The 14,882-nt window shown below is 69.3% G+C and carries 9 protein-coding genes; all 9 read right to left on the bottom strand.

What is annotated here, in order from left to right:
- Positions 1–208: 208 nt before the first annotated feature.
- The 9 genes from ACIBQ1_RS41630 to ACIBQ1_RS41590 all read right to left on the bottom strand — a co-directional run bounded on the left by ACIBQ1_RS41630 (position 209) and on the right by ACIBQ1_RS41590 (position 14,846).
- A complete protein-coding gene (locus tag ACIBQ1_RS41630; protein ID WP_397285894.1) occupies positions 209–811 on the bottom strand; it encodes a TetR/AcrR family transcriptional regulator in 603 nt (200 codons plus the stop codon).
- Between the two features lie 60 nt (positions 812–871).
- Positions 872–1,441, bottom strand: a complete 570-nt coding sequence (locus ACIBQ1_RS41625) for a TetR/AcrR family transcriptional regulator (RefSeq protein WP_397285892.1) — start codon at positions 1,439–1,441, stop codon at positions 872–874.
- Positions 1,442–1,585: 144 nt separating this feature from the next.
- Positions 1,586–2,884, bottom strand: a complete 1,299-nt coding sequence (locus tag ACIBQ1_RS41620; RefSeq protein ID WP_397285890.1) for a DUF3533 domain-containing protein — start codon at positions 2,882–2,884, stop codon at positions 1,586–1,588.
- Positions 2,885–3,234: 350 nt separating this feature from the next.
- On the bottom strand, positions 3,235–4,338 hold the full coding sequence (locus ACIBQ1_RS41615) for a 4Fe-4S binding protein (protein WP_397285888.1): 1,104 nt from the start codon (positions 4,336–4,338) through the stop codon (positions 3,235–3,237).
- A gap of 259 nt (positions 4,339–4,597) precedes the next feature.
- The gene (locus tag ACIBQ1_RS41610; RefSeq protein WP_397285886.1) at positions 4,598–4,723 is read right to left on the bottom strand and encodes a hypothetical protein; all 126 of its coding nucleotides are present in this window, start codon (positions 4,721–4,723) and stop codon (positions 4,598–4,600) included.
- A 272-nt stretch (positions 4,724–4,995) separates the two neighbouring features.
- A complete protein-coding gene (locus ACIBQ1_RS41605; RefSeq protein WP_397285884.1) occupies positions 4,996–5,613 on the bottom strand; it encodes a DUF6262 family protein in 618 nt (205 codons plus the stop codon).
- Positions 5,610–8,297 carry a tyrosine-type recombinase/integrase gene (locus ACIBQ1_RS41600; protein ID WP_397285882.1) on the bottom strand — a complete coding sequence of 896 codons (2,688 nt, stop codon included), beginning with the start codon at positions 8,295–8,297 and terminating at the stop codon, positions 5,610–5,612. The genes ACIBQ1_RS41605 and ACIBQ1_RS41600 overlap by 4 nt, the downstream gene beginning before the upstream one ends.
- A complete protein-coding gene (locus ACIBQ1_RS41595; RefSeq protein WP_397285880.1) occupies positions 8,195–9,358 on the bottom strand; it encodes a tyrosine-type recombinase/integrase in 1,164 nt (387 codons plus the stop codon). Before ACIBQ1_RS41595 ends, ACIBQ1_RS41600 begins: the two co-directional genes overlap by 103 nt.
- Positions 9,359–9,671: 313 nt before the next feature.
- The gene (locus ACIBQ1_RS41590; protein ID WP_397285878.1) at positions 9,672–14,846 is read right to left on the bottom strand and encodes a DNRLRE domain-containing protein; all 5,175 of its coding nucleotides are present in this window, start codon (positions 14,844–14,846) and stop codon (positions 9,672–9,674) included.
- Positions 14,847–14,882 lie beyond the last annotated feature (36 nt).

The raw sequence follows: 14,882 nt of genomic DNA, 5'->3' as shown, positions 1-14,882 counted from the left end.
ACCGGCGCCGGGGCCAGACGCACAAGCTTTGCGCCGTACCGCGCGGGAGCTTCGCGGCCGCCTATGGGATCTCGGCGTAGGCCGGGCGGAGCGCTGTGCCATGCCCGCGCGCCGTGGCGGTCGGTCGGCCGCCCGGCCAGCGGTGTGACGGCGGCCATCGCCGCGGCCTAGGCAGCGAACAGCGCGCCGCCAGCCGCGGCCGCAAGGGTCACGGTTCCTCCTCATCCTGCATCAGGCCGGCCACGATGGCGCGGGCGATGCTCGCGGAGGCTTCGGGCGCGGGCAGGTCCTGAGGGGCGGTGGCGGCGGTGGCGGTGACGCCGCGCAGGAAGGCCATCACGGCGAACAAGACGTCTGCCGGCCGCAACCCCGCCCGGACGCCGGTACCGGACTCAAGCAGCGAGATGATCAGGGCCGCCCACTGGTCGGTCTCCCGCATCCCCTCGCCGACGTCGATGACCTGGGGAGCGACGAGGACCGAGACAACCGCAAGCGCCCGGAAGGATTCGTTCTGCGCAAGCAGGCACAGGTAGCGGGAGAGGAACCCGGCCAGCCGCCGGGCGGGCCGGTCCTCGCAGCTCGGTTCGCTCAGGGCAGGTGCGGCGTGGCGGCGCCACCCGGCGGAGATCGCCTCCTCCAGCAGCCGGGTCTTGTCCCGGAAGTGGTGGTGGACGGCGCCGCGCGTGACGCCCGCGCGGGCGCCGATGGCGTCGTAGGTGGCCTCTTTCCAGCCCGTGCCGGCGAACACCAGGATGGCGGCTTCCAACACCCGGGCACGGGTGGCCGCCGCCTCTTCAGCAGTGCGTTTCATTGATACATCGCGCGACTTCCGGGCTCTGGCCCTGCTGCCCTACCTGGAAAAGGTGATGCATCAGCGCACGCCCGCCGCATCGAGCAGGGTGACCACGGTGGGCGCGATGAGCCCTGTCAGGGTGTCGGCTCCGATCCCCGCACGGGCGCTGGCGCCGTCGAAGACCACGCTGAGCTGCCGGGCCAGCAGATCCGGGTCGTTCGCCCCACCTTGCTCGGCCTCGGCACGGAAAAAGGCCATCAGGTTCCCCTTGACCCGGTGCGCCACCTGGCTCGCAGGGTGGCTCTGGTCCTTGAGCTCGATCTGCACAGCGAGGTACTGGCAGCCTCGGAACTCGGGCGCACCCGCCTGCAACTCCACCTGCTCGAAGACGTGCAGGATCCGCGCGCGGGGTGAACGCCCATCGTCCGCCCCAGGCAGGAGCTTCGCCACGAAGGCGGACGAGCGCTCCTCCAGGCTCGCTGCGAGCAGTTCGTCCTTGCTCTCGAACAGCTGGTACATGGAGCGCTTCGACACCCCCGCCGCCTTGCACAGCGCCTCGATGCCGATGCCGACACCGTTTCGGTAGGTGAGCGTGGCCGCCGCCTCCAGCAGCCGCTCTCGGGGACTTAGCCTCACTTCGGTGGTCATACTGCGAGGTTAACTCCATTCCAGCGAAATGAAAACCGATCGGTTTCCAGCGTGTGTCGCGGCGATATCCGACGCCGCGCACAGCCGAGCGGACACCCGAAGTCCGCGCAGACCATGGCGTCGTCCAGGGTGAGTCGCGTTCTGCTACGCCGGCACGGCGGTCTTCTCGGGCTTCGGCTCGGCGGGGATGCGGTGCAGCCCCTTGCGGTCGTACCAGCCCAGTACGCCGAAGCCGAACAGCGCGGCCACCAGGAGATCGACGGCCATCATGACCCATCCCCGGGTCAGCCCCGCGTCGCCTTGGGCGTCGTAGTAGAGGATCGAGCGGACACCGCCGGTGATCTGCCGCAGCGGCTCGAACTCCGCGAGGAAGCGGTAGAAGTCGGGCAACGCCTCGATGGGGGTGGTGGCACCGGCCGTCGGCACCGCCATCGCGATATAGACCAACGTGACCACCAGCATGCCGGGCGTGCCGAACACGGCAAGAAGGGCGAGCGCACCGATCCCGCAGACCGCGATGGCGTACACCGAATACAGCCACAGCAGCGGCAGGTGAGAGGCGTCCATGCCCATGATGCCGACCGCGCCCACCATGACCATGGTGCCCATCAGCAGAGAAAGACCGATCATGAGCGTGCAACTGATGGCCAGGGTCTGCACCCGGGTCGCCCGGATCAGCGGGCGGTGCAGGCGCAGCGGGCCCATGTCGTTATGGGTGTAGCCGAGGGCGTGGTCCACCTGGCCACTGATGACATTGGCGGCGAGCATGGCGCAGACCACGAGGACAAGCGCGTAGTAGAACGCGGTCAGGCCCAGGCCGCTGTGCGAGTCGAGCGGATGGCCGTCCTCCACCGTGACGGCGGCCGGGTCGGCCAGCAGGATGCGTGCCGCGGCGGGCAGCTTCGCCTGCTCGGCCCCGATCTGCGCGGCCAGTGCCCTGCCCACCTGGCGCGAGGCGCTCTCGGCCGCCGCCGTCGAAGCAGCCCGGGCCAGGCTGGAGCCCATGCTGCCGGCGGACTGGTTGGTCAGCACCCTCAGCGTCGGGCGAACCGGGCTCTCGGCGCCTGCGGCGCTGGTCAGCGCGATGACGGAGGAGGTGAAGTTGCCGGGTACGACGAGCGCGCCGTACAGCTTGCCCTCGCCGAGTTCCTCCTTCGCCTCCTTCTCCTCCATCAGCTTCCACTCGATCATGTCCCCACTCGCAGTGGACCCCTTGATCGACTCGGCGACCTGCGCCCCCAGGTTGACCTGCTTGCCGCCGACAGCGGCCCCCTTGTCGGCGTTGACCAGACCGACGGGCAGCTTCGTCAAGTGACCGGCCGGATCGATGTTGGCGCCGACGTAGAACACAGTGAACAGCAGCGCGAGGACGCCCGTGATGACGCCGTTGGCGATCCACAGCGGCTTGGCGCGCAGGACGCGGAAGGGATGAATTCCATTCATGACTTACTCCGGTCTGGACAACACAGCTACATCAGGAGGAGACGGCGTCCTTACATGCCGGCCTCGGAACGTTCACCCCTCGGCGCACACGGCCGCCGCCGAACGGTGGAGTTCCTGACTCGGTGAGGGCCACCCGGCGACCGCTCGCAATTCCATCGCTGGTAGCACCATCGGATAGTCGGGTACCAGGCCGAATGAGGCGAGGGGTGCTTGGCGAGCGCGAGCACAGAGCCCTGAGAGGCGTCCTACACCGAAGACCACCTCATGCAGGTCGAGCAGGCTCCCGTGTTCGCCGACAACAGCGCGGGCGTTCGCGACCGAGTACGGGCGTGACAGGGAGCCGCACCGGGTCAGGAGGATGCGGGGCGTTTGGCCGGGGGCTGCCAGCCGCCGGTGACTTCTTTGACGGGCTTGTGAGGGAAACGGCGCTGGGCGTATTCCTGCGCGTGTGAGCCCGGCAGGACGTAGAGGGTTTCCTTCTTGTCCTGGAGCGGTCGCAGCACGGTTTCCATGAAGGCCTTGCGGTCCTCCAGGTACGGGCCCAGGACGTCCTCGCCGCCGGGGCAGACGGCCAGGCAGTAGCCGGACTTGTAGCCGGGGGGAGAGGACAGGCTCTGCCACATGGAGGCGTTTTCGGAATCGGTGACCCGGGAGCGGTAGTCGGCGGCATCCTGGCTGTCGGCCACGGTCTGCGCCCAGTCGGTGAACCCGCTCATGAACTCACGGTAGTTATGCGTGGTGCAGGTGAAGAAGTCGAAGTCGCCGTCCTTGCTGATGGCGCCGACCGGGCAGGCGGCGACGCACAACTTGCAGTCGATGCATGGGGTGTAGTCCAGCGCCTGCCCGTACTCGCTCACCTCGGCGTCCACCAGGACGGTGGCCAGCAGCACGAAGTTGCCGAACTTGGGGTGGATGACATTGCGGTGCAGGCCCATCACACCGAGCCCGGCGGCCACCGCGACCGTCTTGTGCGCCACCACCCAGATCCGCTCACTGGGGTAGCTGTCCATCTCCTGGGGGAAGCCGACCGACGGGTTGAGCGCACGGTAGCCAGCGTCCTGCAGCGCCCGAGTGACGCTGCGAGCGGCGTGGTTGGCCTGCTCATCGGTCTGGTGGAACTCCTGGTTGGCCACGCTGCGGGCCGGGGAACGGCAGTTGTCGCGATTCATCCGGAACACCATCGCGATCAGGGCGCGAGTGCCGGGCAACGCGGCCAGCGCGTGCTCGCGCTCGCCGGCCAGGTCGGGGTGGTCCAGGCTGACCGCGGCCGCGTCGTCCGCACCGGCCGCCAGACACAGCTCGCGCAGCCAGGCCGCGTCGATCACCGGCGACGGACTCGCGACGTCACCGGTCCTGCGCCGGGCGAGGACGGCCTGCACCGACGGGTGCGCAGCCAGCTTCGCCGGCAGCTTCGGATCCGGCGGTTGCCGCTCGGCGTCGCGCGGGGTAGTCATCCGATTCCCCCTCGTGGGTCTCGTTTTCGGATTCGCCTCTACGGCGAGAAACCGACCAGTTTCCACAACCGTAAACCGATCGGTTTCGGTGCGCAAGTCCAAGCGGCGGCCCACCGGCCCACTCGGCGACGGCCGGGAGCTTCGGCTCCGTGGCAGATGACGGCCACGAAGTTCAGGCCGCCCCCGCCGGCAACCCAACCGGCCCGGGAAATGGAGGGCATTCCACTCCTCTGGACTTCCCTGCGGGCTGGAGTCGCTGTCAGCTGCTCTGCTTCATCGTGCTCGGCGCCTGGTCCGGCGGGGTCAGGTTGATCACCCAGTTGCCGAACCGGCGTACCGTGTGGGTGATGTACGGGGAGGTGGTGGCAAGGTCGTCGACGGCCACCGCCTCCCCTCGGCGGCCAGCTGATTGGCCGCGTCTGTGACCTCGGCTTGCCCGAGACCGTCGGCTGGCTGAAGAGGTACTCGCCGTCGTTGCCGCCGAGCAGAAAGACGAAGCGGTCGGCGTCTACGCAGAGGTCGGCGGCGTCATAACCGGGGCACCCGACGAACTGTGCGAATCTGGCCTTGGCTTGGTCGTCGGTGGTGAGCCAGTCCTTGATGAACTCGAGCATCTCGCTGAGTTCGATGGCGTCCATGGCATCGAGCTTGACCCCTTCATGGTTCGGTGACCGATCGCAGATACCGGGCGGCGGTCTGGGGGTCGTGTTCCAGGAGGAGCCCTTGCAGGTTGGCGATCTCCTTTTCCTGGGACCGGTAGTTGTCGCGAGAGGCTGCCAGCCGTTCGGTCAGTTTCCGGTTGTCGGCGGTGAGCGCGTGGAGTTGCTGTTTGAGCGTGGTGTTCTCGGTGGTGAGTCGTTGGACTGCGTCCGCGGGGAGGTCGAGCTCAAGGTCACGGATGTGGCCGAGGAGCTCGCCGATCCGTTTGCGCTGCGTGTGGATTTCGGCGGTTGCTTGCTTGAGGCCCTGCTCAGCGTTGATCGCTCGTTCGCGCCATGAAGCGTTGATGTGATCGGCGGCTTGCCGGCGCCGTTGAGCGTGGTGACCGTCTGCGCGGGCGACTGCTGCTTCGGCCAGCGCGCGGGCTTCGGCGTTCTGATTGAGGAAGGTGCGGGAGACTCCAGATCGCCTCACGATTGCGCTTTTCGTGATGCGCGCGTGGTCCTTGTGGAGTTCGGCGATGGCGTCCCGGACGCGGTTGAGCAGCGCGTTCGAGTGCTGGCGGCGCGCTTTGATGGCCTGAGCGGTCCGGTCGGGCGGAGTCTTGCTCATCATGCGCGCTCGAGTTCAGAAGGGCCGTTGAGGCTGGCGAGTGATTCGATTGGGAAACCGAGGTTCCAGAGCCGGTGGAAGTAGTCCTGGGGCCGCCTCAGGTCCAGGGCGAGCGCTTGGTCGAGGAGCCCCATTCCGGCCAGGACTCTCTCGAGGCCGTCGATAGCGCGCGCGGTGGGCTCGAAAACTTGGTGGAGGTAGTTCGCGGTGGCGTCGTCTGGAGCGCGCTCAGCGATGGAGTACCACTGTTCACGTTTTCTCCGCCAGTAGAGGAGATCCGCTCCGGTCATGACGAGCTTGTCGCAGTTGTCGCAGTCCAGTTTCTTCTTCTTGGGGCAACGCCCGCCGTCGACGACGACCTGTTCGCTGCAAAGCCCACCGAGCGTGGGGGTGCAGCGGTAGCTGATGTTCACCGCCATGGCCTCTGCCGCCTCCCGGCTCAGCGGTGCGGGGAGTTCGTTCAGCAGCTCGCCCGGATTTTCCGAACCGGGACCTGCCACCCAGACGCGGGAGAGGACGTCGTCGAGGTCGGATCCGGAGAGGTGCACGTAGTGCTCGGCCATCTGGTTGGAGATGTGCCCCAGGTACTTCCGTATGTGGGTCAAGGTGGCGCCGGCTCGGAGCAGCCGGGTCGCGAGCGTGTGGCGGGCCTGGTGTGGGACGCAGCGGCCCAGGTCGAGCGATGCGATCCAGGCTTGAAAGGCCCGTCGGAAGAGGGAGTAGGAGATCGATCTGGTCTCCCTGGGGTTCCTGACCCTGCTGGGGAACAGCGCCATCTCGGCTTTCTCATCCGGCGTCGGCGGCAGGCCGTGCCGGTGGACGAACCGCTGGATGGTCTTGCGTCGACGTTCGTCGAGACGGGTGTAGAGATACTCGGGGATGCGGATGCCCGCGTCATAGTTGCCGACCTTCGTCTGGTCATGCCAGAGCATCGGGATGTTCCCGTATCGGCCCAGGCAGTTGAGGCGCAGCCGGATGACCTCGCGGGCGCGACGACCGGTCGCCACGAGTGTTTCCCAGATGTCGCACAGACCGTTGTCTCTGGGATCATGCTCGGTCTCGAGGCGCCGAAGATTCTCCGGATCGGCCAGGGCCCGGGCGGTTTGGTCGTCGAATGGGCGACGTCTTCGGAGCTTGGTCTTCCCGTGCGGGAACGCCGTGATGAACGTTCGCGAGAGTCCGATCTGTTCGGCGTATCCGGATTCCAGGGTGCCGTAGAGGATCCTCCGGCAGTTGTTGAAGGTCACGGTCAGCGTGTTGCTGGTCACCGTTCCCGGCTGGCCGTTGGTGCGGAGGATGGCCAGGGACGGCAGCTGGTTGTCGGCGCGGTGCCGGTAGTCGGCAACGAACCGGTCCGCGTGCTCCTTCGTGAGCAAGGACGGGGTGCGGCCTCCGTCTGGAGAGTCAACGGCCAGGAAGGCACCGAGCTCCAGCAACGCCTTGCGGAGGGCGTCGAAGACGAAGCGGCCCGTCGGGCAGTTCACTGATTCCAAGACCTCGGCCATGGACTCCCAGAGCAGGTCCCGGAGCCAGGGCTGCGGAACGCCGGTGAGGTCGAAGTGCCCCTTGCATTCGGTGAGGCTGCGGCCGAAGTGAGCGGTCTCGATGAAGCCGAGCCGCTTGCTGTCCTGCTTGGTGTAGTAGATCGGCCGGAGGCCATCGGTGATCTCACGGACGATCATGGGGATCTGGATGCGGTGCCCCGTCAGGTCGAGATCGGCCAGGCAGTCCAGACCCTGCTCCCGGCAGGTCTGGGCGATCTCCCGCAGCCAGTAGACGCGCCAGGTGGTGCGGTCGGCTATCCGGGTGTGTGCCTCCAAGCCCCACTGGAGCTCGGCTTTGACCAACGGGCGAAGCCCGACCAGGTTGATCTGGTTCGGGTTCGGGGGAGGTCCCTGCTGGGCGCACCATCGCTGGAACTCCCGTATGTCGTCGGCGAGGACCGGAACAGGCTGGCCCTGTCTCTCGTAGTAGCGCTCCCAGAGATCAGGGAGCCGAGCGCCGCCCGGCTGCCCCTGCTCGCGATACGACCTGTCGTGGAAACGGCAGAGCCCGAGAGGGGTCGTTGCCATGCGTTCGCAGGCTGTGGTCCCGCAGTTGCCGTAGGACGGCAACGCGTCCTGCTCCGCAGCCCAGGCGTCGAAGTCCTCCTCTGTGCCTCCGCGCCGGAGGTGGTCGCGCCAGCGGCGCATGTGTCGTGTGCAGAGCTGATGCTCGTTGGCAAAGGCGGGCCGACCGGGGCAGATCCTGCAAGGAGGGGGCTCGTAGCCCTCAGCGCGGGGCAACGGCGTGGCCAGTCGTCGGAAGGCCGCTCTGGCCTCGTCTCCGGGGTTCTCCGAGGAGAAGATCGTCCACTCGTCCCGGTGGGCTCCGCAGAGATCGATCTGCTGGTTGACCCGCGGTCGTTCGCACTCCAGCACGCTGCAGGCCCACTCATAGACCGGGTGATCCGCCGGAAGGGTGATGACGTCGCTGCGGAAGAGGGGATCGAACGCCGGGCCATTCATCAACGCCTGGAGGATCTCGAGGCGGTCCCTGCCGACTCGATCGGCCTGCTGATCGGCGAGGCCGAGCGCTGCCGGGCTCACGGTGTCTCGCCCCAGACCGAGTTGAGCGCCCTGGTCATCACCGGATCGTCGATATCGGCGTGTCCGTAGACCTCCTCGACGGTGGTCGCCGAGGCCCATCCGCCCGCGTCACGGGCCACCAGCGAGTTGCCGCCGCTGGCCCGCAGCGCACCGGTTCCGAAGTCGTGCCTGAACTGGTGCGGCGTGATCCGCCCCAGCTCCAGACGCTTGCCCGCGCGCCGAAGCAGCTTCCGGGCCGAATCACAGGTCCAGGGCAGCCCGGCCGTCGGTCCGGTGAGGTTGACCAGGAGCATCCCATGGGTGGCGTCTTCCGGGTATTCCGACGTCATGTACTCGAAGTAGCTGCTCACCATCGCCGGGCTCGCTCTGCGGATGGTCCCGCCGCGGATGACGCCGTCCTCGAAGAACCAGTCGTGTTTCGTCTTGACGCGCGAACCGTTCGGGTTGCCCTCCCGGTGGCAGATGTGGATGTGCGCCGCCCGGCACTCGCGGCAGAGCGCGTCCTCTCGGAGGTGCAGATCAACCAGGTGGAGACTGGTCAGCTCCCCGATGCGGAACCCTCCATCAGGCAGCCAGGTCACCACCATCCTGTCCCGGGCGGTGTCGAACGCCTCCACCAGCGCCTGCCGGGCGCCGTCCGGAGTCATCTTGGGATGACGCTTCACGCGGCGTTTCGGCCGGAGCGGGTTGGCCGGCATCTCCTGGAGCACGTGCCCGAGGAATGCTCTCTGCCGATCGGCCTTCGTCGGCAACCGGGACCCACTCAGCACCGCGCCGAGATCCCTGTTTATCCCCAACGTCGAGGCCTGGAACAGGTAGAACCGCTTCAAAGCGGCGGCTGCCGTGTCCAGCGTGCTCTGTCGATAGGGCTTCTTATCCACCCGCCACGGCGAGCCGAACGGGCCCGCAAACTCCGCGCCCACCGCGCCCATGTAACGGCAGACGTCCCGGAACGCCACCGTCTCCGGCGAGAGTCCTTCCTGACGAAGCCACCGAAGATGATCGACCAACAGATACGCATAGGTCTTCGCCGTACCCACCTCAAGCAGCCGGAGAAGCGCATCTGCCGCTTCGTGGACGATGCCGTCCGACCCGACGATCGTGTACCCAGAACGGCCATCCCGCCGACGCATCTCTTGAACCCTCAGGTCGTCGATCACGACCCTCAACCGGCTCACCGGGCAACCCCACCGGACATGGTCACGAACCGAACACACAAAGTGATCATGGCTGGTTAATGTAGCGGCGACGTCCCTGAACGACGGTCAGGAACACGTCAAGATCACAGCAGGGGTGGGCTGGTTAAAGCGAAGATCGGCGAGAGTGCGGGGCCCGCTCGGACGAGCACTCAGAAGCGGGCGGCCCAGGTGAGCGGCAGATCCAGGGCAGCAGGGTGCCGGCTTGCTCGGCGGTCGGACCGGCCGGCCGATCGATATCGCCGGCCGGCATTGATCAAGAAGTTCGCCAGGCGGCTCAGTACGGGCGCTGGAGGTAGCGGCCCAGCGACGGGTCGTACAGGCGGCCTGACACCAGGACGGTCCCGTCCAGCGTGGTCGGGTGGAACGCGCCGCCCAGCCAGCCGTAACGGACCGGCTGGGACGGCACGCCGAACTCGTCGTACCCGACCACCGTGGCGAGGCCGGTGTCGAGCTCCAACTCGGTCCCGACGTGTCCCTCGACGGTGAGCAACTGGACGCGCACCGATCCGGTCGCTCCGGTGAGCGCGGCCAGTTCGCCGCCGACGCCGGCCACGTTGCGGACGACGGCGCCGTTCTCGGCCGTCCAGGAGGGCCGTTCGCCGTCGGAGCCGTAGTGGTGGACGGTGAGCGCGCCCGTCTCGGTGGTCTCCGAGCGGGTCCGGCCCGCCGGGTCGCGGGTCCAGGTCAGGCTGCGCTCGCCGGAGTTCTGCTTGGCCGGCAGGCCGTCGGCGAAGTAGCCGATGGTGCGCCCGCCCGGCAGCGAGGTGGTGCGGCCCGCCGGGTCGTAGGCGTAGCCGTCGCCGGTCAGCCTGCCGTCGGAGGTGTAGGCGTACGTGGTGATGCCGGCGGCGGAGTCGTCGGCCACCGGGCAGTCCTCGTCGGACGCCTGCACGGCCAGCCGGGTCCGGTTGCCCGTGCGGTCGTGGTCGTAGCGGCGCAGCGTGCACATCGGGAACGCCATGTCCAGCGCCGACGCGAGCTGGCCCGCCTTGTCGTAGCCGAGCTGCCGCTCGCTCATGGTGTCGGTGCGCAGGCTGAGCACCTCCTGCCCGTGGATGTTCCGGCCGATCTGGTCGATCATCACCGGGGCCTCCATGCCGTCCCGGGTGTAGATCCGGGCGTAGTTCTGCCCGCGCTCGTCGTACGGCGACTGCAGGTGCAGCCCGCCCGGCAGGTCGCCCTCGAACTGGCGGCCGTCGGCGTCGTAGCGGGCGGTGAAGGTGCCCGCGACCGAGTCGGTGACCGAGGTGGGCAGGCCGCGCGGTTCGGCCGCGTGGTCGTAGGCGTAGGTCCTGGTGGACGGGGCCGAGTCGGTGACCTTGACCGGGCGGTCGAGGTCGTCGTACTCGGTGCGGGTCTGGCCGCCGTCCGCGTCGGTGTGGGAGATGACCCGGCCCAGCCGGTCGTAGGCCGTCACGATCTTCTCCGTGCCGCGCCACCGCTCGGTGGACCGGCCGGTGGCCGGGCTGTAGCCGAGGCCGAGCTCGGCCTCGCCGCCGGCCTGGGTCGCGATGGGGCGGCCGGCCGCGTCGTGCTTGAGGGTGGTGACCGTGTTCCCCTCGGTGATGGTGGCGGGCAGGCCGGAGGCGGTGTGGGTGTAGGTCCGGCCGCCGTCCTGGCACGTCAGGCCTGCCCATTCGGGCCGCCCGCCGCAGGCACCGCCGCCGGTCGCCGTGTAGGGGACCGGCCCTGGGGTGTCGGCGGTGACCGCGCGGCCGCCGGGGTCGCGGACGGTCCTGATCTGCCGGCCGGTCGCCCAGTCGTAGGAGAGGGCGGTGGTGCGGACGTCCACGTCCGGCTCGGACTCGCGCCCGACGATCACGGCGCCGGTCTTGACGGTGGTCGGCAGGTCGCGGGCCGTCGCGGAGGCCGGACGTCCCTCGTCGTAGGTGTAGACGGTGCGGGTCCTGGCGCCGATGGCGTACCCGGCCGGCAGGTCGTCCACGTCGGACTCCAGGTTCACGATGGAGACCGGGCTCAGCTCCTCCACCTTGCGCCGGCCCGTGGCGTCGTAGATCCGCCGGGTGGACAGCAGTTCGGCGCGCTCGTCGGGGCCGTAACCGGTGATGGCGAGTTCGACGAGCCGGAAGTCCGTGGTGTCGCGCTGCGACAGCTCCCTGTTCGCGGCGGTGAGCACCCGTACCGCGTGGCCGTACCGGTCGTAGTCGGTGGCGGACAGGTGCCCGCCGGGCGTCAGGACGTTGACCGATCTGCCCGACTCGTCCAGGTACGTCACGGTCGGAGCGAGGCCCGGCGGTTGCATCGCCGTCGCGGTCACGGGCGCTGACGTCTGGCCCCAGGCGGCAACGTCCTTGGCCGTCACGTCGGCTGGGCCGCCGCCTGCCCTGGTGAGCGGCACTCCATAGGTGACGGTGGTCTTCGCCTCGCCCGCGAGCTGGTCGGCGGTGCCGGGCTTGAGCGTGGCGCGGGTGACGGTGCGCAGCCGGCCGTCGCTCTCGTAGCCGAAGGTCCACGGCAGTTCGCCGGGCGGGGTGAGCGTGGTGACCCGGCCGGTGGCGTCGTAGCCGTAGGTCGTCTTCAGCGGCGGGCTGATCCGCGGGTCCCACACCTCGGAGAGCCGGCCCGCGCCGTCGTAGCCGTATTGGGTGATCACCGTTCCCTTCAGCGAGACGGTGGACAGGCGGCCCGCGGCGTCGTAGCCGAGCTCCAGCGTGTGCCCGGAGCGGGTGATCGACTTGAGGCGGGTCTGCTCGTAGGCGTGGCCTGCCGGTACGTAGACGTCCCCTTGCTTGGTGAAGGTGGTGACCTCGCCGCTGGAGTCGGTGAGCGTGTACGTGCCGGTGAGGGTCAGGTTCCCGGCGCCGGGCTCGGGCCTCCAGCCGTCGTTGGCCTTGGTGAACTGCACCGGGGTGCCATCGGCCCTGGTCAGCTCCACGGACGTCGGCGAGGTCTCCTTGAGCAGGGTCACCGCGGGCGTCCACGTGAGGCCGGGGTCGCGGGAGGAGGCCGTGCGGGTGAGCGTCAGGCCGAACGGGCCACCTGCCGTGCTCTGGAGCCGGTAGTCCCCGGTGAGCAGGTTCAGCGTGCCGGGGCCGACGGGTGCGGTGGCGGCCCGGGTGGCGCGGCGGTCCACCACGACCTCGACCGGGTGGGACTCCACCGTGACCGAGCCCGCGACGACCGCGCGCACCTGCACCGCGGCGTCGCCGAGCTGCGTCCCCGCGTCCCAGACCAGGCCGGACACCCCGTTGGGGGCCGCCACGGGCCAGGCGGTCAGCGGCTTGCCGTCCGCGCCCGTCACGTTCGCCACGGGCAGGTCCGCCCAGGCGTCGGTCTCCGAGCGCCGGAACTGGAACCTGGCCTGGGTGAAGGCCGTGCCCGTCACGGCGAGCGGCACCTTACCACTGCTGCGCAGGCCGTCGGCGGGCGCGGCCAGCGTGGCCACGGCCGCGCCGGAGCCCACGTTGAAGGCGTAGGACGTCGTGGGCGAGGCGTTGCCGGCCTTGTCGACGGTGTACACGCTGAGCGTGTGTGCGCCCGTCGTGGCCGGGGTCAGCTTGGCGGTGACGGCCGCGCCGGTGGTGAGCACCTTCGTGGTGGCGCCGCCGTCGAGCTTGTAGGCGATCCAGCCGGCATCCGTGCTCGCCGGGGTGAGCGTGAACGTGCCCGCCTTGCCGGCGTCGCCGTGCCAGCCGCCGTCGTTCGGGTAGTCCGCCGAGGTCACCTTGGGGGCGGCAGGCTTGACGGTGTCGACGGAGAACGCCGCCGTCTGGTACGCCTTCGAGGTCAGCGAGCCGTCGTTGGCCCACGACCGGATCGTGTACGTCTTGCCGTGGGCCAGCTTGCCCGCGGGCACGTTCGCGCCGGAGAAGCCGTTGCTGGCCACGTACGCGCCGTAGAGGTCGTCGATCAGCATCGTCGAGCCCAGGTACAGGTCGAACTTGCCGCGCACGTTGCCGCCGTCGGGGTCGCGCACGTGGTTGCGCAGTTGCGGGGTGACCGTGTTGGTCCAGCGGACGCCGTCGTACTCGCTGTACGGCGAGACCCAGGTGGAGACCGGGGTGCTCGGGTAGGAGTTGTAGGTCACCGAGATGACCGGCACCTTCGACGCGGCGTTGCCCGAGTGGAACCTCTTCCAGGCGTACTCGTCCGACTCGCTGGAGGCCCGCAGGCCCATGCCGGACTCCTTGAAGCCCTGGTCGGCCCAGTACTGCGCCAGCGAGGTGACGTTGGCCGTGACCACGCCGTCGGCGCAGCCGCTGCCGTAACCCTTCGTCTGGCTGGAGGAGGCGTACTCCTTCACCAGCGCGGGGCCGGGCCAGCGCGACGCCGTAGAGGCCCTGTTGGCCGACCAGACCTCCCACGCGCGGGCGCTGCACGACCACGAGTGGTGGTTCCAGAGCTTCAGCGTGGCCGAGACGATCTTCTTGCCGGCGATGCCCGGGGTCTTCCAGGTGATGAACGAGCGCGCGACCTGGCCGCTGCCGTTGTTGCCGACCTTGAGTTCGGTGGCGCCCGACTGGTCGGTCCCGTAGCCCTCCTGCACGAACGTGTCGAAGACCTGGCCCAGGTTGAGCGAGGGGTCCACGGTGACGGGGTAGGTCGTGGCGGGGTCGTTCAGGAAGGCCGGATCAGGGGTGAGGACGAGGTCGCGGCCGGAGACCTTCATGTCCACCGGAGCACGGCGCAGGTGCTCGCCGGAGGCCGGATGCGTGGCGGCGTCCCACATGACCGGGGCGGGGATGGTGACGGCGACCTTGCCCTTGGCGTCGGCCAGCTCCACGCCGCCGTCGGCCGACCTGCGCGGTTCGAGGCCCGGCGCCTTCAGCCGCAGCGTGTACGTCAGCGGCGTCGTCGGGCGCGACTTGAGCAGCAGGAACTGCTCGGCGCCCGTCCTGGTGGCGGTGACGACCAGGTCGGCCCCGGGCATGACGTCCGGGTACGTGGCCGTCTCGCCGGACAGGCGCGGCGCCGGCAACCCGCCCTTCCACTGCATGGTGACCTTGGCGGCGCCCTCGCCGATCGTGATCAGGTCGGTCAGTGCGGGCGCGCCGGCCTGCCGGGCGCCGAGGCCGGTCCGCCCGCCGCCGAGCCGGAGCGCCCGGCCGTGGCCGCGGGTCGTGATCTCGCCCGACGGGGCCTTGGTGAGCGCGATGTCCACCGGCGCCCACACGCCGTCGCGGCGGAACCTGACCGGGCCGGCGAACGAGTCGACCGTCAACGTGCCGTCCGGATTGGCATAGGTGGTGGTGGTCTCGGTACGGGCGTCCGCCACCTCGACCCGCCGGCCCGTCAGGCGGGCGGACAGCCGGGCGGAGGCCTCGTCGGGCGCACTCGGCTCGGCCGCGGCGTTGGAGGGGTCGCCCGGGTCCGCGGGGGCCTGCGAGGTGGCGGCGGACGGCGGTTCGGCGGCGGCCGGAGGCGTGGCCAGAGAGACAAGCAGGAGGGCGAGACCACCGGCGAGGGCCCGTGGCATGAGGGCAGGCATGAGTGCTCCGGGGAGGTGTGCGGGTAGGGCGACGCC

The sequence above is a fragment of the Nonomuraea sp. NPDC050153 genome (assembly GCF_044460125.1).
Classification (GTDB): Bacteria; Actinomycetota; Actinomycetes; order Streptosporangiales; family Streptosporangiaceae; genus Nonomuraea.
This window is presented reverse-complemented; position numbering and strand designations above follow the sequence as displayed.